The sequence below is a fragment of the Microbacterium sp. NPDC090281 genome, assembly GCF_044769635.1.
Classification (GTDB): Bacteria; Actinomycetota; Actinomycetes; order Actinomycetales; family Microbacteriaceae; genus Microbacterium.
The window spans coordinates 1,040,837-1,064,750 of the sequence record NZ_JBIVYH010000002.1 but is presented as its reverse complement, the minus strand read 5'-3'; the positions used below and the strand labels follow the sequence as shown (position 1 = coordinate 1,064,750).

21 protein-coding genes are annotated in these 23,914 nt (G+C 67.2%); 16 read left to right on the top strand and 5 right to left on the bottom strand.

The window, feature by feature from the left end; all coding sequences use genetic code 11:
- Positions 1–210: 210 nt before the first annotated feature.
- On the top strand, positions 211–2,550 hold the full coding sequence (locus ACIQTX_RS19230) for a hypothetical protein (protein ID WP_402975398.1): 2,340 nt from the start codon (positions 211–213) through the stop codon (positions 2,548–2,550).
- 155 nt (positions 2,551–2,705) lie between these two features.
- Here the strand turns inward: ACIQTX_RS19230 and ACIQTX_RS19225 are convergent, their stop codons facing one another.
- Positions 2,706–4,208 carry an agmatine/peptidylarginine deiminase gene (locus ACIQTX_RS19225; protein ID WP_402975395.1) on the bottom strand — a complete coding sequence of 501 codons (1,503 nt, stop codon included), beginning with the start codon at positions 4,206–4,208 and terminating at the stop codon, positions 2,706–2,708.
- Positions 4,209–4,438: 230 nt separating this feature from the next.
- On the opposite strand from ACIQTX_RS19225, the gene ACIQTX_RS19220 reads away from it, so the two are divergent.
- The 15 genes from ACIQTX_RS19220 (at position 4,439) to ACIQTX_RS19150 (ending at position 21,656) form a co-directional block, all read left to right on the top strand.
- The gene (locus tag ACIQTX_RS19220; protein ID WP_402975392.1) at positions 4,439–5,584 is read left to right on the top strand and encodes an agmatine deiminase family protein; all 1,146 of its coding nucleotides are present in this window, start codon (positions 4,439–4,441) and stop codon (positions 5,582–5,584) included.
- Between the two features lie 74 nt (positions 5,585–5,658).
- Positions 5,659–6,633, top strand: coding sequence for a DUF4436 family protein (locus ACIQTX_RS19215; protein ID WP_402975389.1), 975 nt, complete (start codon positions 5,659–5,661; stop codon positions 6,631–6,633).
- Between the two features lie 189 nt (positions 6,634–6,822).
- Complete coding sequence (locus ACIQTX_RS19210; protein WP_402975386.1) at positions 6,823–8,343, top strand: ABC transporter substrate-binding protein; 1,521 nt, start codon at positions 6,823–6,825, stop codon at positions 8,341–8,343.
- A 4-nt stretch (positions 8,344–8,347) separates the two neighbouring features.
- The gene (locus ACIQTX_RS19205) at positions 8,348–9,292 is read left to right on the top strand and encodes an ABC transporter permease (RefSeq protein WP_105527555.1); all 945 of its coding nucleotides are present in this window, start codon (positions 8,348–8,350) and stop codon (positions 9,290–9,292) included.
- Positions 9,289–10,158: an ABC transporter permease gene (locus ACIQTX_RS19200; protein ID WP_402975383.1), complete on the top strand. Its 870-nt coding sequence runs from the start codon at positions 9,289–9,291 to the stop codon at positions 10,156–10,158. Before ACIQTX_RS19205 ends, ACIQTX_RS19200 begins: the two co-directional genes overlap by 4 nt.
- Positions 10,155–11,129, top strand: coding sequence for an ABC transporter ATP-binding protein (locus tag ACIQTX_RS19195; RefSeq protein ID WP_402975380.1), 975 nt, complete (start codon positions 10,155–10,157; stop codon positions 11,127–11,129). Before ACIQTX_RS19200 ends, ACIQTX_RS19195 begins: the two co-directional genes overlap by 4 nt.
- Positions 11,126–12,163, top strand: a complete 1,038-nt coding sequence (locus ACIQTX_RS19190) for an oligopeptide/dipeptide ABC transporter ATP-binding protein (RefSeq protein WP_402975377.1) — start codon at positions 11,126–11,128, stop codon at positions 12,161–12,163. The genes ACIQTX_RS19195 and ACIQTX_RS19190 overlap by 4 nt, the downstream gene beginning before the upstream one ends.
- Positions 12,160–12,780: a TetR/AcrR family transcriptional regulator gene (locus ACIQTX_RS19185; RefSeq protein ID WP_402975374.1), complete on the top strand. Its 621-nt coding sequence runs from the start codon at positions 12,160–12,162 to the stop codon at positions 12,778–12,780. Before ACIQTX_RS19190 ends, ACIQTX_RS19185 begins: the two co-directional genes overlap by 4 nt.
- A gap of 154 nt (positions 12,781–12,934) precedes the next feature.
- Entirely contained in the window at positions 12,935–13,969 is a 1,035-nt protein-coding gene (locus tag ACIQTX_RS19180) for an agmatine/peptidylarginine deiminase (protein ID WP_402975371.1), read from the top strand.
- Positions 13,966–15,732 (top strand): amidase, encoded by a 1,767-nt coding sequence (locus ACIQTX_RS19175; protein WP_402975368.1) that lies wholly within the window; start codon positions 13,966–13,968, stop codon positions 15,730–15,732. Before ACIQTX_RS19180 ends, ACIQTX_RS19175 begins: the two co-directional genes overlap by 4 nt.
- Positions 15,729–17,267: an ABC transporter substrate-binding protein gene (locus tag ACIQTX_RS19170; RefSeq protein ID WP_402975365.1), complete on the top strand. Its 1,539-nt coding sequence runs from the start codon at positions 15,729–15,731 to the stop codon at positions 17,265–17,267. Before ACIQTX_RS19175 ends, ACIQTX_RS19170 begins: the two co-directional genes overlap by 4 nt.
- The gene (locus ACIQTX_RS19165; RefSeq protein WP_402975362.1) at positions 17,264–18,616 is read left to right on the top strand and encodes an agmatine/peptidylarginine deiminase; all 1,353 of its coding nucleotides are present in this window, start codon (positions 17,264–17,266) and stop codon (positions 18,614–18,616) included. Before ACIQTX_RS19170 ends, ACIQTX_RS19165 begins: the two co-directional genes overlap by 4 nt.
- Before the next feature lie 153 nt (positions 18,617–18,769).
- Entirely contained in the window at positions 18,770–19,159 is a 390-nt protein-coding gene (locus ACIQTX_RS19160) for an ArsR/SmtB family transcription factor (RefSeq protein WP_402975359.1), read from the top strand.
- 2 nt (positions 19,160–19,161) lie between these two features.
- On the top strand, positions 19,162–20,139 hold the full coding sequence (locus ACIQTX_RS19155) for an SRPBCC domain-containing protein (protein WP_402975356.1): 978 nt from the start codon (positions 19,162–19,164) through the stop codon (positions 20,137–20,139).
- Between the two features lie 164 nt (positions 20,140–20,303).
- A complete protein-coding gene (locus ACIQTX_RS19150; protein ID WP_028502980.1) occupies positions 20,304–21,656 on the top strand; it encodes an FAD-dependent oxidoreductase in 1,353 nt (450 codons plus the stop codon).
- On the opposite strand, the gene ACIQTX_RS19145 is transcribed toward ACIQTX_RS19150, so the two are convergent.
- The 4 genes from ACIQTX_RS19145 to ACIQTX_RS19130 form a co-directional block, all read right to left on the bottom strand.
- Positions 21,647–22,372, bottom strand: a complete 726-nt coding sequence (locus ACIQTX_RS19145) for a Pr6Pr family membrane protein (protein WP_402975352.1) — start codon at positions 22,370–22,372, stop codon at positions 21,647–21,649. The genes ACIQTX_RS19150 and ACIQTX_RS19145 overlap by 10 nt on opposite strands.
- A gap of 64 nt (positions 22,373–22,436) precedes the next feature.
- Positions 22,437–22,826, bottom strand: coding sequence for a MauE/DoxX family redox-associated membrane protein (locus tag ACIQTX_RS19140; RefSeq protein ID WP_402975349.1), 390 nt, complete (start codon positions 22,824–22,826; stop codon positions 22,437–22,439).
- A gap of 29 nt (positions 22,827–22,855) precedes the next feature.
- Entirely contained in the window at positions 22,856–23,602 is a 747-nt protein-coding gene (locus ACIQTX_RS19135; protein ID WP_402975346.1) for a ribonuclease H, read from the bottom strand.
- 58 nt (positions 23,603–23,660) lie between these two features.
- On the bottom strand, positions 23,661–23,906 hold the full coding sequence (locus ACIQTX_RS19130) for a hypothetical protein (RefSeq protein WP_402975343.1): 246 nt from the start codon (positions 23,904–23,906) through the stop codon (positions 23,661–23,663).
- Between the last annotated feature and the right edge of the window lie 8 nt (positions 23,907–23,914).

The following is a 23,914-nucleotide window of genomic DNA, read 5'->3' as shown; positions in this document are numbered from 1 at the left end:
GGGGGTGAGGCGACTTCGCGTTCGGAACAGTATGACTGGGGAGTCATTGTGGGGAATGCAAGTTTCAGACGACGAGCGCGGGGTGCGGTCGCGTCGGCTTTGACGGCGGGTCTGTTGATCGCGGGTCTGTCCGGGTTGGGTGCGACGGCGGCTGTTGCGGCGGAGGTGCCGCCTTCGGTTCCACCGCTGCTGCAGCGTGATGAGAATGTGGTGACGTCGGATCCGATTCCGACGGTGCAGATCGACAACGGGTACGTGTGGGCGCAGACCACGATCGGTACGACGGTGTACGCGGTGGGGAAGTTCGACAACGCGCGGGAGCCGAAGGCTGCACCTGGCACTTCTTTGACGGCGCGGTCGAACGTGCTGGCGTACGACATCGTCTCGGGTGCGCTGTCGTCGTTCGCGCCGAAGGTCAACGGCGTGATCAAGGCGGTCGCTGCGTCTCCTGATGGGTCGCGCATCTATATCGGCGGCTCGTTCAACAGTGTGAACGGCAAGGATCGGTGGAACTTCGCGGCGCTGGATGCGAAGACCGGTGAGTTGGTGCCGCAGTTCGCGCCGTCGATCGGTGGCAGTGGCGTGTACGCGATCACCACCGACGGGTCGAACATCTACCTCGGTGGTCTGTTCACCCAGGCCAACGGCGTCGCACGCAAGAATCTCGCAGCACTCGACCAGAAGAACGGTGCGCTGCAGCCCTGGGCGCCGCAAACCGACCGCCAGGTCGACGCCATGGTGATGGAGCCCGCTGGCTCGAACGTCATCATCGGCGGCCGATTCACCACGGTGAGCGGCAACAGTCTGTTGGGATCCGGTGCCGTGAACAAGTCCACGGGCGCGGTAGACGCATCCTGGGCACTGCCCAAGACGGTGAAGAACGCCACCAGTACCGGAACGGGCGGAATCTTCGCGCTCGCCACGGATCCGAGCGGGGTCTACGGGACCGGTTGGGGCGCCGGAGTGTTCGAGGGAACCTTCGCGGCAGAGACAGGCACCGGCAAGGTGCGGTGGCTCGCCGATTGTCACGGTGACCACTACGGCGTCTACTCGACGGGCAAAGTCGTCTACACGACCAGCCACATGCACTCCTGCCCCACGATGGGCGGGTACTCCGAGACCAAGTCGGCCACGAGCCAGTACACCAACCAGTACGCCGAGGCGTACACGGCCGACGCTCGGGGCACGCTCGCGAAGAACACGACCGCGGGGTACTCGAACTGGGGCGGAAACCCCGCACCATCGGCGTATCAGTGGGCTCCGGACTGGTCTGTGGGCAACACGACAGGCCTCGGACAGGCCGGACTGTCCATCACGGGCGCGGGCGACATGATCTCGATCGGCGGCGAGTTCCGCTCGGTCAACAACGGTCAGTTCGAGGGACTGGTGCGGTTCTCGACCAATCCTCCCGGCGGGTCGAAAGACGCCCCCCGGCTCTCGGGAGCGAACTGGAAGCCCACAGTGGGCGCGGCCACCGGCCCCGGGCGTGCGCAGGTGTCGATTCCGACTAACTGGGACCGCGGCGACCTGACGCTCACCTACGAGCTGTACCGCGCCGGAACGACCGCGCCGGTGGCAGTGGCCACCGCAGACGGAACCTGGTGGAAGCGTTCGACGGTCACCCTGGAAGACACCACGGCCACGCCCGGTACGCAGCAGGCCTACACCGTCGTCGCCCGGGACGCTGCCGGCAACATCGCCACCAGCGAGAGCGTCACCGCGACGACCGGTGCGCCCGTGTATTCGAGCGCTCATCAGGCGACTCCGAATTCCGACGTGGTTGGCAAGAACGTACCGACCGGCTCTCGGGCGGTCGGGGATGCGACGTTCCTCGCGCCGAACGGCGATCTGTACTACAACGATGTGGTGGTGGCCCGGGGCGTCTCGAGTGCGTCCTTCGATTTCACCAGCAACGGTGAACGCCGCATCTCGTATGTGTCCAACGGGGTTGCGCGTCAGGCGGGTCCGGGTTGGGACAACGTGAGCAAGAACGTTCCGACCGGGTCCACGGCGATCGGAGACGCGACGTTCCTCGCGCCGAACGGTGACCTCTACCGCGCCGAAGGTGTTATCGCTCGGGGAGTCTCGAGTGCATCGTTCGACTATGCGAGTGGCAACAGCTGGCGCATCTCGTATGTTTCGGGTGGGGTCGCGCATCAGGCCGGTCCGACCTTCGACAGGGTGAACAAGAACGTGCCCACCGGCGCCACGGCCATCGGTGATGCCACGTTCCTCGCGCCCAACGGTGACCTGTACTACAACGACGCCGTGATGGCTCGGGATGTGTCGAACGCGGTGTTCGACTTCACGAGCACCAATGAGCGGCGTATCTCGTATGTTTCGGGTGGGGTCGCGCATCAGGCCGGCTCTGGGTGGGACACCGTGCGCAAGAGCGTGCCGACCGGGGCCACGGCGATCGGTGACGGGACGTTCCTCGCGACGGACGGCGATCTGTACTACGGCGACGCCGTGATGGCTCGTGGCGTCTCCAGTGCATCGTTCGACTATGCGGCCAGCAACAGCTGGCGCATCTCGTACGCGACGAAGTAGGAACCGCCGGAACACCTGACAGTTCGACGGAAGGGGACTGGGCCCAGATGGGCTCAGTCCCCTTCTGTCTGGGGGATGGGTGCCAGCGCCTCCGAGCCCGCTTTCTGGTGCACTTTCGCGAGTGCGGAGGGCGGGTATCGGCCGCGCTGACGGCCTCAGGTGACTTGGAACGTCGGGCTGGTGGCGAGCAGCGTGAACCCGTCGTCGGCGAAGAAGCGGAAGTTGTACGTTCCTCGTGTCGAAGGCGCGGTGAACGCGATCGTCGCCGACGTGCGGCCGCTCGACGGTGGGGTGGTCTGACCGTCGAGGTACTTCTCGTCGACTCCGCCGACATTGTCGGCATCGTTCGCGCGGTAGAGGCCGACCCAGTCGCGGCGGCCACCCGGGCCGTTCGCGACGGTGGCGCGGATCGTGCCGCCGCGGCTCACGGTGGTGCGGTCGGCCGTGACGGTGGCGCCGGTGGGCGTAGGCGTCGGTGTCGGCGTTGGGCCCCCGGAAACGAGAGGCTCCTCCATGGTGACGCAGTGCGCGCCGCCCCCTCCCTCGCCCATCAGGACGTCGAGGTTCAACTGCACACACGGACGGCCGAACGCAGCGGAGAGGGCGTCGCGAGCCGCGGTGTCGGTCGTGGCGTCGCCGAACTGCGCAGTGATGACCGATCCAGAGGTGACGATGCAGTTCAGGTACCCGTCGAAGAACGTCGCCTGCGCGGACGCGGGAATGCGGGGGAGCGAGGCGGGGCCGTAGATCGTCGTGACCTGCAGTTGCCGACCTTTGGCGTCGGTCGCCGCAGCGAGCAGATTGCGGGTCGCGATCGCGGACTGCGACCAGACGGTCGACGGCCGCGCGGGATTGCTCAGTTGAACGAGCACCTTGCCCGGGCCCGTGTACAGGACGGTGGCGTCGATGTGGTCGTCGGTGATGTCCTGACCCGAGATGCCCTGGCACCAGATCATCTTCGACGCGCCGTACATGCGAAGGAGCTCGGTCTCGATCTGGGCTGCCGTCTTGCCGGGGTTGCGGGCCGAGTCGACCCAGGAGCTGCGGTTCGCGATGAGCGTCCCGTCCCCGTCGGTGATCACGCCTCCGCCTTCTCCGACGACGTTCGCCGCAGTGAAGGCGAAGCCGTTGTATTGGGCGATTCGCTGAGCGACCAGTGCGTCCTTCGCATGGGTCTGCTCATTGCCCCAGCCGTTGAAGTTGAGTCCGATCGCGTCGATGCCGCCGGCGCCGTCTGTGCGGAACACTGCACCGGAATCACGCATCCAGCAGTCGTTGACCGGAATGGAGCTGATCACCGTCACGTTGGAGCTGACGCGGCTGCGAGCCGCGGCGGCGGCGCTCGTTCCGTCGGCGCACATGACGACCGGCGTCGTCTTGACGATCTCATTCGCGATCTTGGCGATGTCGCCCTGGATGCCGTTGAGGAGGCTGCCCCAGATCGAAGTACTGGAGGGCCACGCCATCCAGATCCGCTTGAGTGGCCCGGCCTCTCCTGGCACGGCGAAAGACCCGGCGGCTTGGGCCGCGTCTTGGGTGGTGAAGGCCCGGATGGTCGGGCCGGCGACCACCAGGCCGGCGGCGGCGATCCCCGCAAAGGCCAAGAACTGCCTGCGGGGATAGCCCGCGGTCGTGGTGCTGCTTCGTTGCTCGCTCACGTCTGGTTCCTTCCGTCGTCCACGCCAGTGTGGAGGTGGGCATTGCGTCCATATTTGGACGAGATCCAATTCCTCGGCCACAGTCTTCACCCCGGTGTGCTGGATGTCAAGGGCTCGATGGAGTGGCGCATCGAGGAACCCTGTCGCCCGCGGGGGCATCGGGCCTAGGATTCGATCCAACGGAAGTCCGGCGGTACTCTTGGATGACATCTAATTTTTGGAGGTCGGACATGGCTGCGTTTGAGGTCACGCGGAGGGGGCTGCTCACTGCCACGGGGCTCGGGGTGCTCAGCACGGCTCTGATCGGGTGCGCACCGGGGGGATCCGTCGCCACGGGTGCGCCTTCGGGCGGCACGGAGGCGCGCGCCGACAGGCGAATGGGCGCTGAGTGGGACAGTCACGCCCTGACGGTCATGTCGTGGCCGACCGCGCTGATCTGGGACGAGGACACCGCCTACGTGCGTGAAGACATCGCGAACATCGCCCGTGCGATCGCGGAGTTCGAGCCGGTCGTGATGTTGGCCTCGCCGGTCGACGCCGAGGATGCGGCTCGCGAATGCGGTGCCGCGGTCGAGATCGTCGAACTGGCGGTGGACGATCTGTGGGCGCGCGACACCGTTCCCGTGTTCGTCGAGGGGGCGAGCGGCCTCGAAGGCGTCGACTTCAACTTCAACGGCTGGGGTGACAAGCAGGTGCATCCGAATGATGCCCTCGTCGCCCGGGAGTTCCTGCGCGAGTTCGAGATCCCGCGCATCCAGGCGAACCTCGTCGGCGAGGGAGGCTCGCTCGAGACCGACGGCCTCGGCACCTTGCTCGTGACCGAGAGCTCACTCGTGAACGACAACCGCAACCCCGGGCTGAACCGCGACGAGATCGAGAGCAGACTCAAGAAGCTGCTGGGCATGCAGAAGGTGATCTGGTTCGACGGCGTCTACGACGAGGACATCACCGATGCCCACATCGATTCGCTCGTGCGTTTCACGGCGCCGGGGGTCGTGTTGCTCGACACCCCTGGCGAGGGCGCACCCGATGATGTCTGGTCGCGTTCCAGTGCGCAGGCTCGATCGGTGCTCGCGGAGGCGACCGATGCCAATGGCGACGGCTTCGAGGTCGTCGATCTGCCGCAGCCCGACTTCGGTGAGATCCGCGGATCCGGGGACGACTTCCTCGCCTCTTACGTGAACTTCTACGTCGGGAACGGCGCGGTGTTCGTTCCCGAGTTCGGCGACCGCCGCGCTGATGATCGCGCCCAGGGCATCTTGCAGGACCACTTCCCCGACCGGGAGATCGTGCCGCTGGACATCGATACGGTGGCGTCCGGTGGAGGCGGCATCCACTGCGCGACGCACGACATGCCGGGGGATCCAGAGGAGTGAGTATCCGTTCGCGACCATAGCGAACGCCATCGTTCGAGTTCGCTCGGACGGGAAGGAGGGCGATGGTGGACGGGATGAGGACGCGATCGAGACGGTTGCGCGCGATTGCGGCGGCAGCAGTGCTCATCGCGCTGGTCGGCAGCGTGGCGGCATGGTCCCAGCTCAGCAACACGATGGGAGGTGGCGGCGGTGTGCAATCGGGTCCGGTGAACGACCCGGATCGTGTCGATGTCACTGCCGCGATCATCCGCGTGGATCCGTCGAGCGGCGAGCTTCTGTTGCGCCTGCTCGTCGTGCCGCGGGGTGATCTGACCACCGAGGACGGGCTCTCTCCCCGCGAGGATCTCGAGATCCTCACCTCAGCGGCGATGAAGACGGACCCCTTCTTCCCGGCGCTCGAGCGGATCGGCAGCGTCGATGTTCCTGTCGTGCTCAGTGGCTCCGGAGTCACCGCCTACCCGTTTGATCGGTACATGGCGACGATCGAGTTCACGGCGAAGATGGGGGGCGAGACCGTGCCTGTTCACTTGACGCTCTCCAACCGTGACGCCCTGTTCGGTGCGGCGATCGACGCCCAACAGGATTCGGATGCGGCCGTCGCCGGGCTCACTCTCACGCGGTCTGTCGGCGTGCTCACCTTCGCGGTGTTCATGATCCTCGCGATGTGGGCGCTCGCTATCGCCGTCGTGACAGGTGCATGGCACCTGCTGTCACGTCGTCGCGGCCTCGTCTGGCCGGCGCTCGGCTGGATGGCGGCGACGCTGTTCGCGATCGCCGGGTTCCGCAACGCGGCCCCGGGGTCCCCGCCGATCGGTTCGCTCATCGATTACCTCGCGTTCTTCTGGGCGGAGGCGATCATCGCGGTGTGTGTATTCGCCGTGGTCATGGTCGGGGTGCGAACCGAGCGCGCCCTGGAGGAGAGTGCGGCGATTACCGCGGCTGAGGTGCCAGCGCAGTCCCATGCCCCGGAAGGCGCCGTTCCGGGGAGTGTCGCCCCGGATGAACCCGACGAACGGGCGACGGACGCGGGCGCAGGGGCGGCGCGCTGAGGTCGGGAGCTCACCCGCCGGACGATCGCGCGCGGTACTCGGGCGCGCCCGACATCGTGCGCTGTTCGTCGAGCGTGCCGGGGCTCCGGAGGCCCCGCGGTTGACAAGCAGGACGAACAGCCTCAAGATAATTGGATATCATCCAAATCCGCTCCGGTGACGCTGTTGTCCCGGGAGACAGGAGGAATCATGGCTCCCGTCATGAAAAAGACGCTGTCGCTTCTGACAGTCGTGTTCGTGGCCGCCGGACTCACCGCGTGCAATGGTGAAGGCTCGAGCCCTTCGACCGACGCCGAGAGCACGCTGCACGTCGCGCGCTCCGAGTCGTTCGATGGGTGGGACCCCGACAAGGCCGCGGCTTACTCGACCTATCAGACCCTGCAGGGCGTGCTCGAACCGTTGCTGCGTTTCGCGCCGGAGGGCGATCAGGTCGAAGCCGGGATCGCCACGGAGTGGGCCTACGATGCCGCGGCGCTCACCTGGACGTTCACGCTGCGCGACGACGTCATGTTCAGCGACGGCACGCCGCTCACCTCGGACGACGTCGTCTTCTCTGCCGGAGTGTGGGCGGAAGGGTCGAACTACGGCGGTCTTTACGCGAACATCACGGACGTGTCGGCACTCGACGAGCACACAGTCGTCTTCGCCCTGGCCGAACCCGACACCACCCTCCCGGTGCTGATGACCTGGTCGTCGTCGGCGATCTTCCCCACCGACTTCGGCGGTCTCAGCAAGAAGGAGTACTTCGCCGCCCCCGTCGCCGCTGGAGCCTTCACGGTCGCCGACTGGTCGCCCGGTGGTCGGATCGTCCTCGACAAGAACCCGCACTACTACCAGGAGGGGCGCCCGTATCTCGATCAGATCGTCATCGAGGTCGTACCCGACGCGACCGAACGCGGCGCGCAGTTCCAAGCAGGACAGATCGACATCTCGGAGTACATCTCCCCGATCGACGCGAAGCAGTACGGCGACGCCCTGGTGGCGCTGCCCGCCAGTCAGATCGAGCATCTGAGCTTCAACACCACCGGCGGCCCGCTGGCAGATCCGAATGTGCGACGAGCCCTCGCTCATGCGATCGACTACGAAGCGATCGCGGCCGGCCCGTTCCGGGGGATCGGTGCCGAACCACGCGGCATCATCCCGCCGAGCCTCGCGAACTGGGCGCCGCCCACCGAGCAGCCCTTCACGAAAGACCTCGACGAGGCCGAGAGCCTGCTCGAGGAGTCGGGCGCGGATGTCGCCTCGCTCGAGCTCATCTACGACGCGGCGAACCCGACCGACCACCTCGTCGCCCAGATCCTCAAGGAGAATCTCGCCGAAGTGGACGTCGATCTCAGCCTCACGGCGCTGGAGACGGGGGCCTTCCTCAGCCGCGCCTACGGGCTCGATGCCGACATGGTCCTCTGGTCGTACGGTGCCGTCTCCCCTGATGTGGTCGATCCGCTCGGCTGGATCACCGGCACCTCCTGGCTGTTCACGGGGTTCGAGACCGACACGGTGACCGCGCAGTTCTTCGCCTACGGGGCGACCGAGTCGACCGATGAGAAGCAGGCGATCGTCGCACAGGTGCAGGACGATGCGCTGCGCAACGCACAGGCGATCAGCCTCACCGAGTTCCAGGTGCAGCATGCGGTGAGCGACCGTGTCTCCGGATTCGCCTCGGCGCCCTGGGGCATGTACTACTGGGACACCATCCAGGTGAGCGAGTAGAGCCGTGGGACGCTACCTCTTCATCGTCAAACGGCTGGCACTCGCCGTCCCGCTACTGCTCGGCATCGTGCTCCTGGTCTTCCTGATCCTCAAGATCACCCCCGGTGATCCCGCGCGCCTGATCGTGGGACTGCGCGCGCCGGAGGCGGAGCTCGAGCTCGTCCGTGAACAGCTCGGGTTGAACGACCCGGCGATCGTGCAGTACTTCGCCTACGTCGGGCGCCTGCTCACCGGAGACCTCGGATACTCGTTCAAGTCGAACGAAGCGGTGTCAGCCATCGTGGCCGAGCGGCTGCCCGCGACTCTCTGGCTCTTGGGGGCTGGTGCGCTCATGTCGCTCGCGATCTCGGTGCCGCTCGCGATCCTCTCGGCTCGCCGTCCGGACGGACCGATCGATCACGGGGCGAGGGCCTTCGGGCTCGTGGCGTTGTCGATGCCGTCATTCTGGGTCGGGATCGTGCTGATCCTCGCCGTCGCGGTGCCGACAGGGTGGTTCCCCGTCGGCGGATTCGGATCGACACCTGCTGAGCACCTGCATTCTGTCCTCTTGCCCGCATTCACTCTCGCTCTCTCGATCGCCCCGCTGCAGATCCGGAGCCTGCGGACCAGCATCATCGAGGTTCTGGGTGCCGAGCATGTCACGACAGCGCGCTCACTCGGTCTCTCGAACGGGCGCATCATGTCGCGCTTCGTGCTCCGCAACGCCGCACCACCGACCGTCTCGATCCTCGCCCTCAACATCGGCTACCTGCTGTTCGGTGCGGTCGTGGTCGAGACCACCTTCGCCCTCCCCGGCATCGGGCAGGGTATCGTCCTGGCCGCTCGTCAGCGCGACATCCCGACCATCCAGGGCTACACCCTGCTGTTCGCGCTGGCGGTCGTCGTGGTGTTCCTCATCGCCGACATCGTCACCTCGATGGCCGATCCGCGACTGGAGGTCGAATCATGAGTGCCATCACCGCCGACACGGTCGGAGCGCTGTCTCCGAAGACCCGGCTGATCGTCGCTGCAGAGCGGACCCGTCTTCCCCGGCGGGTGTGGGTGGGGATCTCGATCGTGGCTGCATACGTGCTCACCGCTGTCTTCGCCCCCCTCATCGCGCCGTACGATCCGCTTGCGCAGGACGTGGTGAACTCCCTCGCCGCTCCGAGCGCTGCGCATTGGCTCGGCACCGACGAACTCGGGCGCGACGTGCTCTCCCGGCTCATCTACGCGTCACGGATCGACCTGCTCGTCGGTTTCCTGGGTGCGGCGCTGCCCGCCGTGCTGGGCACGTTCCTCGGGGCCGTCGCCGGCTTCCGCGGCGGGTGGCTCGACGGCGTGATCATGCGGGTATCGGATGTCGTGCAGGCGTTCCCCACCTACATCCTCATCATCGCCCTCGTCTTCGCGCTGGGCCCCGGGGTGACGTCGATCCTGGTGGCATTCACGCTGATCGCATGGGTCTCCTATGCGCGGCTGATCCGCACCGAAGTACTTCGCGAACGAGGGCTCGACTACGTCTCGGCGGCGAGGGCATCCGGCCTCTCAGGCCGCCGAACGCTCTGGAGGCACGTCTTCCCGAACTCGGTCGGTCAGACCCTGGTCTATCTGCCGTCGGACATCGTGGGGGCGACCCTCGGACTCGCGGCACTGTCGTTCCTCGGACTCGGCATCCAGGCTCCGACGCCGGAGTGGGGTGCGATGATCGCCGCCGGCCAGCCGTATATCCGGGAGCAGTGGTGGCTCTCGACCGTGCCGGGACTCGTTGTCGTCGGCTTCGGGTTGGGACTGAGCCTGGTCGGAGAGGGAATCGAAGAATGGACGAGGAAATGACCCGGAACGTGATCAGCGTGCGAGACCTGCACGTCTCGCTGTCGCTGGGAGGAAACATCGTGACACCGGTCGATGGGATCTCTTTCGACGTCCGCACCGGGGAGTCCTTGGGCATCGTCGGCGAGTCCGGGTCGGGCAAGAGCCTGTCCCTGCGTGCGGTGCTCGGCCTGCTGCCGCGCGACGGGACATCGACCGGATCCGTGCGGTATGCGTTCGCCGACGGCAGGATCAGCGCGAATGCCGAGCGTGTGCGCGGACGGGGAGCCGCGATGGTCTTCCAGGAGCCGATGACCGCGCTGAACCCGACGATGCGCGTCGGCGACCTCATCGGAGAGGCAGTGCGGGTCACGGGCGTACGTTCCCGACGAGCGGTCAAGGCGCGGGTGGTCGAGCTCATGGCGAGCGTCGGCATCCCCGAACCGGCGCGGCGCGCCCGCATGTGGCCGCACGAGCTGTCGGGAGGACTGCGTCAGCGCGTGATGATTGCCGCAGCCCTCGCCACGGGGCCGGAGATCTTGTTCTGCGACGAACCGACCACCGCGCTCGACGTGACGATCCAGGACCAGATCCTCGGACTGCTGCGAGGCTTGCAAGAGGAGCGCGGCATGGCGATGGTCTTCGTCTCGCACGATCTGGCAGTCGTCTCCGAGGTGTGCGATCGCATCGCGGTGATGTATGCCGGCAGGGTCGTCGAGACCGGACCCGTCGCCGAGGTGCTGCGTTCGCCACGTCACCCCTACACGAGAGCGCTGCTGGCATCTGCGCCCTCGTTCGCCGGCGGAACCGACGAGTTGGCGACGATCCCCGGTACCCCACCCGACCCGCGTGACTTCCCGAGCGGATGCCGCTTCGCTCCACGCTGCGCGTTCGCGCAGGAGGAGTGCCTCCGGGCGCCGTACACCCTCGACGGAGATGGCGAGAGAGCGACCGCCTGCATCCGCCCCGAGGTGCTCGAGGCGGTGGCGGCATGAGCGTCCTCCTGGAGGCACGTGACCTCACCGTCAGCTACCGCGTGGGTTCGGCCCTCTGGGCGCGTGTGCGCGGGCACGCCGTTCCCGAAGTGCATGCGATCGAGCAGATCGACCTGGTCGTGGAGCGCGGTTCGGTGGTCGGCATCGTCGGTGAATCGGGCTGCGGCAAATCGACGCTCGCCAAGGCGCTGGTCGGTCTTGCGCCGCTCGCGGGTGGGTCGATCACGCTCGACGGTGAGACTCTGAGCCCGCGTCGCACGCCGCAGCAGACGCGACGTGTACAGATGGTCTTCCAGGATCCGAGTGCATCGCTCGACCCCTCCATGACGATCGGGCAGACGTTGCGCGAGCTCCTCCGTGTGCACCGCATGGTGGCGCCCGCCGATGTGCAGGCGCGGGCGGAGGAGCTCATGCGACGGGTCGAGCTTCCGGTGTCGCTGTTGCAGGCGTACCCGCGTCGGCTCTCCGGAGGGCAGAGGCAGCGCGTCGGAATCGCTCGCGCGCTGGCGCTCGAGCCGGAGGTGCTCGTCGCCGACGAGTCGGTGGCGGCGCTGGACGTGTCGGTGCAGGCAGCGATCCTCAACTTGCTGCAACGGTTGCGCGCGGAGCTCGGCCTGACGATTCTCTTCATCTCGCACGACCTCGCTGTGGTGCGACATCTCTGCGACCGCGTCGTGGTGATGTACCTGGGAACGGTGGTCGAAGACCGGCCGACGGAAGAGCTCTTCGAGGATCCTCGGCATCCGTACACGGCCGCGCTCCTGTCATCCGCACCTCGGTTGGGCTTCGAGAAGCTGTCGGGAGGATCTGCGCTCAGTGGCGAACCCGGCAGCCTGCACTCGGTGCCGTCCGGATGCCGGTTCCATCCACGCTGTCCCGTCGCCAGGGACGAGTGCGCCGACCGAGTGCCGGCTTTGGCGGGGCCCACACCGGATCAGCGCGCGGCCTGTCATTTCGCATGGGACCCCGACGTCGTACCGCCGGAACGTCCGGGATCACTGACACGCGGCGTGGATAGGATGGAGCCACTATGAGTGGGGTGACCGGTCGGCTGGCGAAGGGTCAAGCGCGCCAGCAGATCGTGGTGGATGCCGCGGCGAAAGCCATCGCCGATCTCGGGCTCGCGAACGTGCGGGTGTCGGATATCGCCGAACGGGCAGGGATGACCTCCGGCCACGTGACCTACTACTTCCCCTCGAAGACCGATCTGCTCATGCTGGCCATCCGTCGAAGCGAGGAGTCGCTCGTCGATCAGGTGGACGTCGAGCTTGACGGCGTTGAAGAGCCTTGGGCGCGGTTGAAGCGCCTCATCGAACTGTCGGCATCGAATGGACGCGGCGACACCGGCTGGATCCTCTGGTTCCAGGTGTGGTCGGATGCGGCGACCGACGACACCGTCGCGGACGTGCACAACGAGCTCGATGACCGCTGGCGGCAGATCCTGCGCAATGTCCTCACCTACGGGCGAGACCGCGGGGCCTTCTCCTTCGACGACCTCGATGACGTGTCGCAGGTCATCTCGGCGTCGATCGACGGCCTCTCTGTGCAGCTCACTGTGGGTGCACCCGGATTCGACCATGAGCGGATGCTGCAGCTGTGCATGCGCGTCTGCGCCGCCTTCTTGGGGGCCGGGTCGGGCTCTCCGGCCTGAAGCCAGATGACGAATAGCGCTCCCCTCGAGGAGCGCTATTCGTCGTGCATGGCGATGCTCCTCCTTCGTAGCGGGCGGATCGTCCATCCGGGTTGCGAAAGAATTGGATGAGATCCAATATGGTGTGAGTACACGAAACCAACGGAGGTCCGCCGTGATCGACACGAACACCACCCCGGCCGATGCCGGCTTCTCGATGCCCGCCGAATGGGCCCCGCACTCCGGCTGCGTCATGGTCTGGCCGGCTCGCGTGGCGCTCTGGCAGGACCGACTCGATGAGGCCAAGCGCGACTACGCGACGGTGGCCAGGGCGATCGCCGCGTTCGAGCCGGTGATAATGCTGTGCAACCCCGGCCAGTCCGCCGAGGTGATCGATCTGTGCGGTGCCGGGGTCGAGCCACTCGAGGTTCCCATCGACGATTCCTGGGCACGCGATAGTGGGCCGGCATTCGTCACGAACGCTCGTGGCGAGCTCGCTGCAGTCAAGTTCGGCTTCAACGCCTGGGGTGAGCGGTGGCATCCGCACGACCAGGACGCACTGATTCCCGACCGCCTCGCCGCGCACCTCGGCATCCCGCTGTTCCGTGCGCCGTTCGTGCTCGAAGGTGGCGCCTTCTTCGTCGATGGTGAGGGGACGCTGCTCACCACGGAGCAGTGCCTGCTCAACCCGAACCGCAACCCCTCGATGTCGAAGGGAGAGATCGAGCAGGGGCTGCGCGACTACCTGGGTGTCTCCACGATCATCTGGCTTCCGTACGGTCACAGTCTCGACGTCGGGCCGGCGGGTACCGACGGGCACGTCGACGGAGTCGCCCAGTACATTGCACCCGGGCGCGTTCTGCTCGAAGTGCCCAGCGACCCCGCATCCACCGAGTATCTGCGTTCGCGTGCCAACCTCGCCCGACTCCGCGAATCCCGTGATGCGGCCGGCCGCGAGATCGAGGTCGCGCTCCTCGACCCGCATGTCGACTCCGAGGTGGCGTTCGCGAACCACTATCTCGCTGATCGCGCCGTCATCGTGCCCGTCGGCGGCGATGCGCACGACGAACCGGTGCTCGAGTTCCTGCGCGCCACTTATCCCGAACGGGAAATCGTCGGCGTTCCCGGCGCGACCATCGCGTTCGGCGGGGGCGGCCCGCACTGCATCACTCAGCAGATTCCCGCCGCGACAGGCCGGAGCGCGAGGTGACAACCCAGGCGTCAGGCGTCGACGTGGTCGAGGCGTCGATCGCCGAACTGAGGGCAGCACTGGAGGAGGGGCACGCGACGAGCGAGTCGCTCACTCTCGCCTACCTTGCACGTATCCAGGCGTATGACCGCCCGGGAACCGCCACTGCCCTCAACGCTGTCGTGGTCATGAACCCGGACGCGCTCCTCGATGCCCGTGCTTCCGACGACCGCCGTGCGCGGGGAGCGACCCTCGGTCCTCTCGACGGGATTCCCTACACGGCCAAGGACAGCTACCTCGTGCGCGGCCTCAGCGTCGCGGCAGGCAGCCCCGCCTTCGCCGACCTCGTCGCACAGCGGGATGCCTTCACGATCGAACGTCTGCGCGCGGCTGGCGCGGTTCTCATCGGGCTCACGAACATGCCTCCGATGGCCAACGGCGGCATGCAGCGCGGACTGTACGGACGAGCCGAGAGCCCCTACAGTGCCAGGTACCTCACGGCTGCTTTCGCCTCGGGTTCGTCCAATGGGTCGGGGACGGCGACGACCGCATCGTTCGCAGCATTCGGATTGGGCGAGGAGACCTGGTCGTCGGGTCGCGCGCCAGCCTCGAACAACGCGCTGTGCGCCTATACGCCATCGCGTGGTGTGATCTCAGTGCGCGGCAACTGGCCGCTCGTCCCGACGATGGATGTCGTCGTTCCGCACACCCGTACGATGGCCGACCTGCTCGAAGTGCTCGACGTGATCGTCGCCGACGATCCGGAGACGCGCGGCGATTTCTGGCGTGTGCAGCCGTGGGTGAGCATCCCGAGCGCATCGTCCGTGCGTCCTGCTTCATATACGGCGTTGCGCCCCGCAGGCCTGACGGCCGCGCAGGATCGATTGCGGGGTGTCCGGTTCGGCATCCCCCGCATGTACATCAATGCGGATCCGGATGCGGGCGTCGCGGAGCCTGCGCGGGGCGTCGGAATCGGGGGTCCCACGGGGCAGCGGATCGAGACGCATCCCGCGATCGTTCGACTCTGGGAGGCGGCGCGGCGCGACCTGGAGGCGGCAGGGGCGGAGGTCGTCGAGGTCGACTTTCCCGTCGTGTCGAACTACGAGGGGGACCGCCGCGGTGCGCCGACCATCGCGACACGCGGGCTGGTCGGTCCCGAGTACCTGCGGCGCGAGATCGTCGATCTCTCCGCCTGGTCGTGGAACGAGTTTCTCGAGGCCAACGGCGACCCGGTTCTGCACCGGCTCGCGGACGTCGACGGCTCACAGATCTTCCCGCCGGACGACGGCACGCTCCCGGATCGCTACACAGGGTTCGATGACGACGTCTCCGACTACCCGGATTGGGCGCGCGCCCATCCGGGAATGACTCTGGATGACATGCCGGAACTCGCTGAGGGCCTGCGCGGACTCGAGGAGACTCGGCGCGTCGACCTGGAGCAGTGGATGGACACGCTCGGACTCGACGCGGTCGTGTTCCCCGCCGCTGCTGATGTGGGCGCTGCGGATATGGACGTGAACCCGATCTCAGCAGCGCGAGGCTGGCGCAACGGCGTCTGGGTCGCGAACGGCAATCTCGTTCCGCGACATCTCGGCATCCCCACCGTGACGGTGCCGATGGGCACCAGAGTGGACATCGGGATGCCGGTCGGGCTCACCTTCGCCGGACGCGCTTATGACGACACCGCGCTGCTCGAGATCGCCTCCGCGTTCGAAGCGACGGGTCGCCGACGCACATCACCTGCGCGCACCCCGCGGTTGGCTCACGCCGTGGTGCGATCATGACCGCGCCGCTGAAGCGCGCTGCGACGCGTGCCGGGGCCTCCCTGGCACTCGGAGCCATCTGCATCCTCCTCGCGTCGTGCACCTCGGCGGGGCAGTCGAGTTCGGAAAGCGGCGACGAGGCGATCCTGCACGTCGCACGAGCCGAGTCCTTCGAAGGATGGGATCCGGATCGTGCCGCGGCCTACGGCACCTTCCAGACGTTGCAGGGGGTCCTCGAGCCGCTCGTCCGAGTGACGCCTGATGGCACGGGGCTCGCGCCCGGGTTGGCTGAATCGTGGACGTTCGATCCGGCGGCACTGACCTGGACGTTCGTGCTGCGTGACCGACTGCTCTTCAGCGACGGTTCCGACCTGACGTCCGAAGACGTCGCGTTCTCCGCGGGCGTGTGGGCCGAAGGTCCCAATGTCGGTTCCCTCTATGCGAACATCGCTTCCGTCGCCACGCCCGACGATCGCACCGTCGTGTTCTCATTCTCGACTCCGGACACCACGTTCCCCGTGCTGATGACGTGGTCCTCGTCCGCGATCTTCCCCTCGGATTTCGGCGGGAAGACAAAAGACGAGTACTTCGCGGCACCCGTCGCGGCCGGCGCTTTCGTGGTGGCGGACTGGTCTCCGGGCGGGAAGACCATCCTCGAGAAGAACGCCCATTACTACGAGCCGGGGCGACCATATCTGGACAGGGTCGTCATCGATGTGCTGCCGGATGCCACGGAGAGAAGCGCGCAGTACTTGGCGGGGCAGATCGACATCTCGGAGTATGTGAGCCCGATCGATGCTGCAGCCTACGGTGAGGCCCTCGTCGCGCTGCCGGCCAGCCAGGTCGAACACCTGAGCTTCAACACGACGCGTGCGCCTCTGGACGACGAACGCGCGCGTCAAGGAATCGCCTACGCCATCGACTACGAGTCGATCATCGCCGGAGCATTCAAGGGCTACGGCTCGGAGCCTCAGGGAATCGTTCCGCCGAACCTCGAGAACTGGGTGCCGCCGACCCGAAAGCCGTACGCGCTCGACCGAGCGGAGGCGGTCGGTCTTCTCGACGAGAGCGGCTTCGATGCGAGCGAGCCCCTGGAGCTGATCTACGACTCGGCGAACCCCACAGACGCCCTCGTCGCGCAGATCATCAAGGCGAACCTGGATGAGGTCGACGTGGAGGTCACGCTGAGCCCGCAGGAGACAGGAGTGTTCCTCAGCCGGGCCTACGGACTCGACGCCGACATGGTGCTCTGGTCGACCGGAGCCATCTCCCCTGATGTCGTCGATCCGCTCGGAGTGTTCGCGGGCGGCGACTGGCTGTTCTCCGGATACGAGACGGAGACGATCACCCAGCAGTACCTCGATTACACCAAGGCCAGTACTCCGCAAGAGAAGCAGCAGATAGTCCAGGCGGTACAGGACGACACGCTCGTGAGCGCCAATGTGATCAGCCTCGCCGAATACCAGGTGCTGCACGCGGTGAGCGACCGCGTCTCGGGTTTCACGGCCGCACCGTGGGGAATGTACTACTGGGACACCATCAAGGTGGACGAATGACTCGAAAGGCACACATGTCCGATCTGCAGACCCTCTCGCCGGAGAGATTGCTCATGCCCGCTGAAGGTGCTCCGCACGCGACGACGTGGATGGCGTACGGGGCGACGCCGGGCGCCTGGGGGGAGGACTTGTCGTCTCCGTTCGGGCGCGACATCGGCAACAGTCGCACCCTCGCGCGTCAGGATCTGATGAGGATCGCCGCGAATCTGTCCCGCTTCGAGCCTGTCGCGATGCTCGTCGATTCTGCGGAAGACGAGGCGGAGGCGAGGGGGTTCCTCGCCGACATCATCGGGGGCGTAGCTCCCAAGGACCAACTCTCGAACGAGTTGGACGATACGGGCCGGATCTTCACGGGCGGCATCGCCCGATCGAGCGATATTCCGCCGATCGATCCGAACCGGATCACCCTCTTCCGCAGCCCGCTCGACGATCTCTGGACTCGAGACACGGCCCCCGTATTCGTCAGAGACGCCGCGCGGCGGCTTCACGCCGTCGACCTGAACTTCAACGGGTGGGGTCAGTGGCCGATATCGACGGCACTGCCCGGGTGGCGCAAGGATGCTGAGAAGACGAGGAACGGTGTCCTGGATCAGCCGGTCGACCGCGATCGTGGAGTCGCTGCCGCCATCGCGCGTCTCGCCGATGCGCCGATCGTCGACACCTGGCTGACGATGGAGGGCGGCGGACTCGAAGTCAACGGCGCGGGTCTCGGCATCGCGATGGAGAGTTGCATCGTGAATTCGAACCGGAACCCGGAAAAGACGAGAGCAGAGATCGAGGGCGAGCTTCGCCGCCTGTTCGGGATCGAGCACATGCTGTGGATGCCGGGTGTCACCGGCGTCGAGCTGACGGATTGGCACGTCGACTTCACCGCCCGTTTCGTGGGCGAAGACCTGCTCGTCTTCGCCTTCGACGAGAAGTTCGAGCCGTCGGACCAGCGCAACCGCAAGGCCTTGGAATCCTCCGTCGCCGAGCTCAACGAGCTGCGGCCGGAGCGGAGAACGGCCCTGCTCGGTTCACCGGCAGCACGCTTGTCGACACGGGAACTGCCGACGCCCGACATAGAGAAGGTGTACGCGTCGGTCCGGGAGCGCAACGCCGAGCATCCGATCACGACTCGCACCATCGAGGAATTCGCCCTCACGACTGCCCCCGGATACATCGGGTACTACGAGGCGAACGGCTGCATCATCATGAGCCAGTTCGGTGACGCGGCTGCTGATCGCCTCGCCTTCGACCGAATCGCGGAACTGTACCCCGATCGTGTCGTCATTCAGATCAGCACCGATGGTCTCATGAGTGGTGGCGGGACCATCCACTGCGCGACCCAGCAGCAGCCGGTTGCATGAGAGCACCGCACGCTGCTCCTCCGGGAGATGGTGCACGTGTGATCGGGGTGAGCATCGGGTTCGGGCCGGGTTCGAGATCGTGAGCCTCCGGCTGTCGTGATTCTGAGCGTGACCTCTTGACATCCGCTCCGCTCAGGCATAACGTACAACCAAATGGTTGCACAAAGAGAACTGAGCGAAGCGGAGGTCGACCGTGTCTTCCACGCACTGGCGACGTCGACCCGGCGCGACATCCTGCGTCGGACGATCGAGCGTGAGCAGTCCGTCTCGACCCTCGCCTCCGAATACGAGATGTCGTTCGCCGCGGTGCAGAAGCACGTCGCCGTGCTCGAGGCCGCGAACCTCATCGTCAAGCGCGCCGAGGGACGCGAGCGGCTCGTCCGCGCGAACCCCGAGATGATCGCCCGCGCCAGGGCGCTCCTCGCCCGATACGAAGAGCTGTGGCGGTCGCGCATCGCCCGGCTCGACGATCTGCTGGCCGAGACGCCTCGGTCCGGCTCAACCGACAACAGCGACACCCAGAAGAACGAACAAGGAGACTGAACATGCCTGTCACCGACGTCACCACCGATGCCGAGAACTTGACGATGACCGTCGTCGCAGACTTCGCCGCCCCCATCGAGCGGGTGTGGAGCGCATACTCCGACCCGCGTCAGCTCGAGCGCTTCTGGGGCCCTCCCGGGTGGCCGGCCACCTTCACCGCCTGGGACCACACCGTCGGCGGGCGTGCCGTCTACTCGATGAACGGACCGCGCGGCGAGAAGTCGTCGGGGGCGTGGGAGTTCGTCTCGATCGACGCGCCGAACGGCTTCGAGGTCATCGATTCCTTCGTCGACGAGAACGGCAAGCCGCTCGACGGCTTCCCCGCGCAGCGGATGTCGTTCGCGTTCGAGCCCACCGCCGACGGCACGCGCATGGTCACGACGAGCCACTTCGACTCGGTCGATGCGCTCGAGCAGGTCGTCGAGATGGGTCAGGTCGAAGGCATCAAGATGGCGATGGCTCAGCTCGACACCGTGCTGCAGGATCTTCGCGACTACGCACAGGGCAAGGGCACGCGGGTCGAACTGCTCGACGACACCCACGTGCGCATCACGCGTCTGGTCGAGGGGCCGCGCGAGCTCGTCTGGCGGGCGCACTTCGAGCCTGACCTCATCCGCAAGTGGATGCTCGGGCCCGACGGCTGGGAGATGACGGAGTGCGTCTCGGCCACCGAAGTCGGCCAGTCGTACCGGAACTCCTGGGCGCCGGTCGGCGACACCGAAGGACAGTCGTTCGGGTTCGAGGGGGAGGCGCTCCTGATCGACGCCCCGCGCCGCGCCGTCACCACCGAGCGGATGCAGGGCCTGCCGACCGAGACCCTCAATGACCTCAACCTGTACGAGGAAGACGGCGCAACCCTCGTCACGCTGCTCATCGAGTACCCCGACCTGGAGACGCGCGACATGATCCTCGCCACCGGCATGGCCGACGGCATGGAGTCGTCGTTCGCCCGCCTGGAGCGGGAGCTGCTCTCCGTCTGAGCGCGCACGCGTTCACAGCTCAGGATGGACCGGCCGGATCCCCGCGGATCCGGCCGGTTCTGCCGTGTGCGGGCTGCTTCTTCCTGAGTTGTGAACGCGCGCGACGCGGCACCACACCGCGCGCCGAGGCAGAACCCGGCCGCTCGGGATAAAGTGGCGACACGATGAGGATCACGCGCCGCACTCTGCTCCTCGGCGCCGGAGCCGGTGTCGCTTCGGTGCTTCTCGCCTCCTGCACCCCGGAACCGGCCCCCACGCCGACGCCCACTCGCACGCGTGAGCCCGAGCCTCCGCCCGGTGTCCCGGCCGCAGCAGGCAGCATCCGCAGCACCTGGACCACCGATCCGTACGCCCTCGGCGCGGCCAGCTTCACCCCCGTCGGTGTGCTCGCCGGCACCCGCCTCGCGCTGGGGAAGCCCGTCGACGGACGCCTGTTCTTCGCGGGCGAGGCGACCGATGAAGATGCCCCCGGCACGGTGCGCGGTGCGATCAGCTCGGCTGCGCGCGCGGCCGAAGAACTCCTGATCCCGGCGACCTCGGGCGAGCGCGTCGCGGTCGTGGGTGCAGGGCTCGCCGGCGCCACCGCTGCCGCGCTGCTGGCTGCGGGCGGGCTGGAGGTGACGGTGTTCGAGGCCAGGGACCGCGTCGGCGGACGGGTGTACTCCCGCGTCGACGACTCGTGGCCCGTGCCGGTGCAGCTCGGCGCCTGGCTCTTCGGCGCGGATGACGCCGAGGTGCTCGACCGGATGAGCCGCGGAGAGGTCGGCATCGTCGAACTGGCCGGTGAACTCTGGCGCGGACCCGACGGAGACCTCGACCCGGTCGACCCCCAGCCCTTCGATGCAGCGATCACGACGGCACAGGCCGCCCCGGAAGACTCCTCGGTGACCGACGCCCTGGCCGCCGCCGGCATCGACCCCGCCGATCCCGCGACGGCTGCACTGCTCGCGATCCTCGCCGCCCGCACCGGCGCCGGAGCCGACGAGCTGTCGAGCTGGTTCGCGCCGCCGCTGCCCACGGGCGACCCGAAGGCTGCGACGGAAGACCTCGCGCCGTTCATCGAGCAGGCGCTCGATGGCGTCAAGGTGGGGCTCAACTCTCCGGTCGCCCGCCTCGCGTACGACGACTCCGGGGTGAGCGTGCGCCTCGGCACCGGTGAGGCCCTGTCATTCGACCGTGTCATCGTCACGGTGCCGCTCGGCGTTCTCCAGGACCGCAGCATCGAGTTCGACCCGCCCCTGCCGTTCTCCAATCGCGGAGCCGTCTCGGCACTCGGCATGGGCGCGATCGAGACCGTCTGGCTCCGCTGGGACGAGCCGTTCTGGGAGAACGAGGAGGCGATCTGGCACGCGGTCGGTGCCGACGTGGCGATCCCGACGTGGATCAACCTGCGCCCCGCAACCGGCGAGAACGTGCTCGTCGGCATCGTGGGAGGGGCGGCGGCCGCCGAGTTCGCGAAGCTCGATGAGGACAAGGCCATCGAAACGGCCCTCGCCTCCCTCGCTCTCTACGTCTGAGCGACCCGTTCGCCCACCGTCGCCTGCTCCGGTGACGCCGTATCGGACGCGTCTTCGCCCTCCGTGCGCAGCCGCCGCGGCAGCGGCATCCGGCTGATGAGCACCAGGGCAGTGGCGACGGCGGCGAACGTGCCGAGAGCGACGGCGGAGGAGGCGAGGAACTCGATCGGGCCGCTCACCTGCCGCGGGTCGAGGAAGTAGTACGGGTACCAGCCGATCAAGGGACCGCGGATCATCGTGGCGATGCCCCAGATCACGGGGTACGCGAGCGTCACCGGGATGACCCGCCAGGGCACCGAGCGGTGACCGGGCGCGAGGGCCCACGCCGCCACGGTCACGGCGGGAAGCCAGAAGTGCAGCACCTGATCTGACCAGGGCACATCGATGCGGATGCCGCGGATCCCGGCCTGCCAGACCAGGATCGCGAACACGAGTCCGGCGGTGATCGTCCAGGTCAGCACGAGTGCCAGGGCCACGGTGAGCCAGCGAGGATCCCGCACCCGGCGCAGCGCGATGATGCCGGCGACGGTCAGCAGCACGACGAAGGCGATGTTCGACTGGTTGGTCAGATACGCGAAGAAGTTCTGGCTCGCGATGGTGTTCGACGCGAGGCCCCAGGCGAGCCGATGGATGAGCGCCACCAGGCAGACGGCGGCCGCGCCGAGGCGGAGCAGACCGAAGACGGTGCGGGCCTTCACCGCTGCGTCACCGCCCATTCCGTCATCAGCCGAGTCTACGGACCTCAGCTCGGAGGGCCCGTCGTGCCTCAGAGGGCATGCGTCAGCGTCGGGGTTCGCGGGTCGACCACAGCGCCAGTGCGACGAGCACGGGCTGGAAGAACAGTCGCACGAAGCGCTTCATGTCCGTGTCGAGACCGAAGCCGTCGCGGTGGTGCATCCACTGCGCCACGTTGCCGGGGAACACGGCGACGAAGAACAGAGCGGCGATCGTGCCGACAGTACGCCGACGGCGTCGTGCCAGCAGCAGTGCGGATCCGAGTGCGACCTCGGCCACGCCGGAGGCGAGCACCGTGGTGTCAGGGTCCAGCGGCAGCGAGTCGGGAACCTGCGCCTGGAACTCCTCGCGCGCCACCGTGAGGTGGGAGACGCCCGCGAAGACGAGGGAGGCGCCGAGGAAGATGCGGCCGATGGTGCGGGCGGGAGTCGACATGGTGCGAGTGTACGCCGCGGTCGTCGGGCTCAGATCAGGCGGCGGAGGGCCTCTTCGAGCGAGACCCCCTGAGCCTCCGCGCGATCGCGCAGCCGGGCGTGCTCGTCGGACGACAGCGGGATGCGCAGCTCGATCGGGTCGTCCTCCGGTGCATCCAGACCGTCGAGGAGGTCGGATGCCTCGGCCCACAGCGGCTCCGCGACCGAGGTCGACGTGGCGGGGGAGGGAGTGGGCGCTGCGGCAGCGACCGTCGGCGTAGAAGCTGATGCGGCGACCGGTGCCGACGCGGCGACCGCGGCTCCGGCACCCGTCGCGAGGGTGAAGCCGGGGCCTCGACGCGGCTCCTGCTTCGCCTGGTAAGCCTTGGCCGCGGCGTTGGCGCGCTCGTCGGCGGCCTCGTTCAGAGGGTGCCCCGCGTGTCCCTTGACCCAGGAGAACTCGACGTCCCGGCCGCGGATCGCCTCGTCGATGCCTTCCAACAGGTCACGGTTGAGCACGGGCCCGCCGTCGGACTTGCGCCAGCCTTTGCGCTTCCACCCCGGCATCCACTTCGTCACGGAGTCGATCACGTAGCGACTGTCGCACTCGATCATCAGCTTCTCGTCGATGCCGGTCGTCGCGAGCAGCAGTTCCAGAACGGCCCGCAGCTCGCCCTGGTTGTTCGTGCCGTGCGGGGAACCGCCGGCCGCCCAGTTGTCGTCGTCGATGTACCAGGCCCAGCCGTTGGGGCCGGGGTTGCCCAGGGCGGAGCCGTCTGCGGCGGCGGTGATCGTCATCCCTCAACCGTAACGGTGAGCGGCCTGCGGCCCAGCCGCCGTGAGTTGCTGAGATCGGTCAGTCGTCGACGGGTTCGTCGTTCTCGGGTTCGCCGTTGCCGGCCGAGGCGGCCTCGGGGACGGGAGGCGCGACCGGGAACAGGATCGAGCTCAGGTCGCCGCTGGTCTCCGCGCCGAGGCCGATCGACAGCGGATCGACGACGGGCGCGGTGTCGAGCACCTCTGCCTCAGGGCGCTCGAGCGGCTCAGAGGGCAGCACCCACTGGTTCTCTTCTTCTTCAGACTTCTGCTGGAACAGTCCCATGGGTCCAT

What these genes read in the sequence shown, in the direction of transcription:
- ACIQTX_RS19220 (WP_402975392.1), top strand. Translation starts at nt 4,439, where the DNA reads ATGGCTGCGTTTGAGGTCACGCGGAGGGGGCTGCTCACTGCCACGGGG.
- ACIQTX_RS19215 (WP_402975389.1), top strand. Translation starts at nt 5,659, where the DNA reads ATGAGGACGCGATCGAGACGGTTGCGCGCGATTGCGGCGGCAGCAGTG.
- ACIQTX_RS19210 (WP_402975386.1), top strand. Translation starts at nt 6,823, where the DNA reads ATGGCTCCCGTCATGAAAAAGACGCTGTCGCTTCTGACAGTCGTGTTC.
- ACIQTX_RS19200 (WP_402975383.1), top strand. Translation starts at nt 9,289, where the DNA reads ATGAGTGCCATCACCGCCGACACGGTCGGAGCGCTGTCTCCGAAGACC.
- ACIQTX_RS19195 (WP_402975380.1), top strand. Translation starts at nt 10,155, where the DNA reads ATGACCCGGAACGTGATCAGCGTGCGAGACCTGCACGTCTCGCTGTCG.
- ACIQTX_RS19190 (WP_402975377.1), top strand. Translation starts at nt 11,126, where the DNA reads ATGAGCGTCCTCCTGGAGGCACGTGACCTCACCGTCAGCTACCGCGTG.
- ACIQTX_RS19185 (WP_402975374.1), top strand. Translation starts at nt 12,160, where the DNA reads ATGAGTGGGGTGACCGGTCGGCTGGCGAAGGGTCAAGCGCGCCAGCAG.
- ACIQTX_RS19170 (WP_402975365.1), top strand. Translation starts at nt 15,729, where the DNA reads ATGACCGCGCCGCTGAAGCGCGCTGCGACGCGTGCCGGGGCCTCCCTG.
- ACIQTX_RS19165 (WP_402975362.1), top strand. Translation starts at nt 17,264, where the DNA reads ATGACTCGAAAGGCACACATGTCCGATCTGCAGACCCTCTCGCCGGAG.
- ACIQTX_RS19160 (WP_402975359.1), top strand. Translation starts at nt 18,770, where the DNA reads ATGGTTGCACAAAGAGAACTGAGCGAAGCGGAGGTCGACCGTGTCTTC.
- ACIQTX_RS19155 (WP_402975356.1), top strand. Translation starts at nt 19,162, where the DNA reads ATGCCTGTCACCGACGTCACCACCGATGCCGAGAACTTGACGATGACC.
- ACIQTX_RS19150 (WP_028502980.1), top strand. Translation starts at nt 20,304, where the DNA reads ATGAGGATCACGCGCCGCACTCTGCTCCTCGGCGCCGGAGCCGGTGTC.
- ACIQTX_RS19145 (WP_402975352.1), bottom strand. Translation starts at nt 22,372, where the DNA reads ATGGGCGGTGACGCAGCGGTGAAGGCCCGCACCGTCTTCGGTCTGCTC.
- ACIQTX_RS19140 (WP_402975349.1), bottom strand. Translation starts at nt 22,826, where the DNA reads ATGTCGACTCCCGCCCGCACCATCGGCCGCATCTTCCTCGGCGCCTCC.
- ACIQTX_RS19135 (WP_402975346.1), bottom strand. Translation starts at nt 23,602, where the DNA reads ATGACGATCACCGCCGCCGCAGACGGCTCCGCCCTGGGCAACCCCGGC.
- ACIQTX_RS19130 (WP_402975343.1), bottom strand. Translation starts at nt 23,906, where the DNA reads ATGGGACTGTTCCAGCAGAAGTCTGAAGAAGAAGAGAACCAGTGGGTG.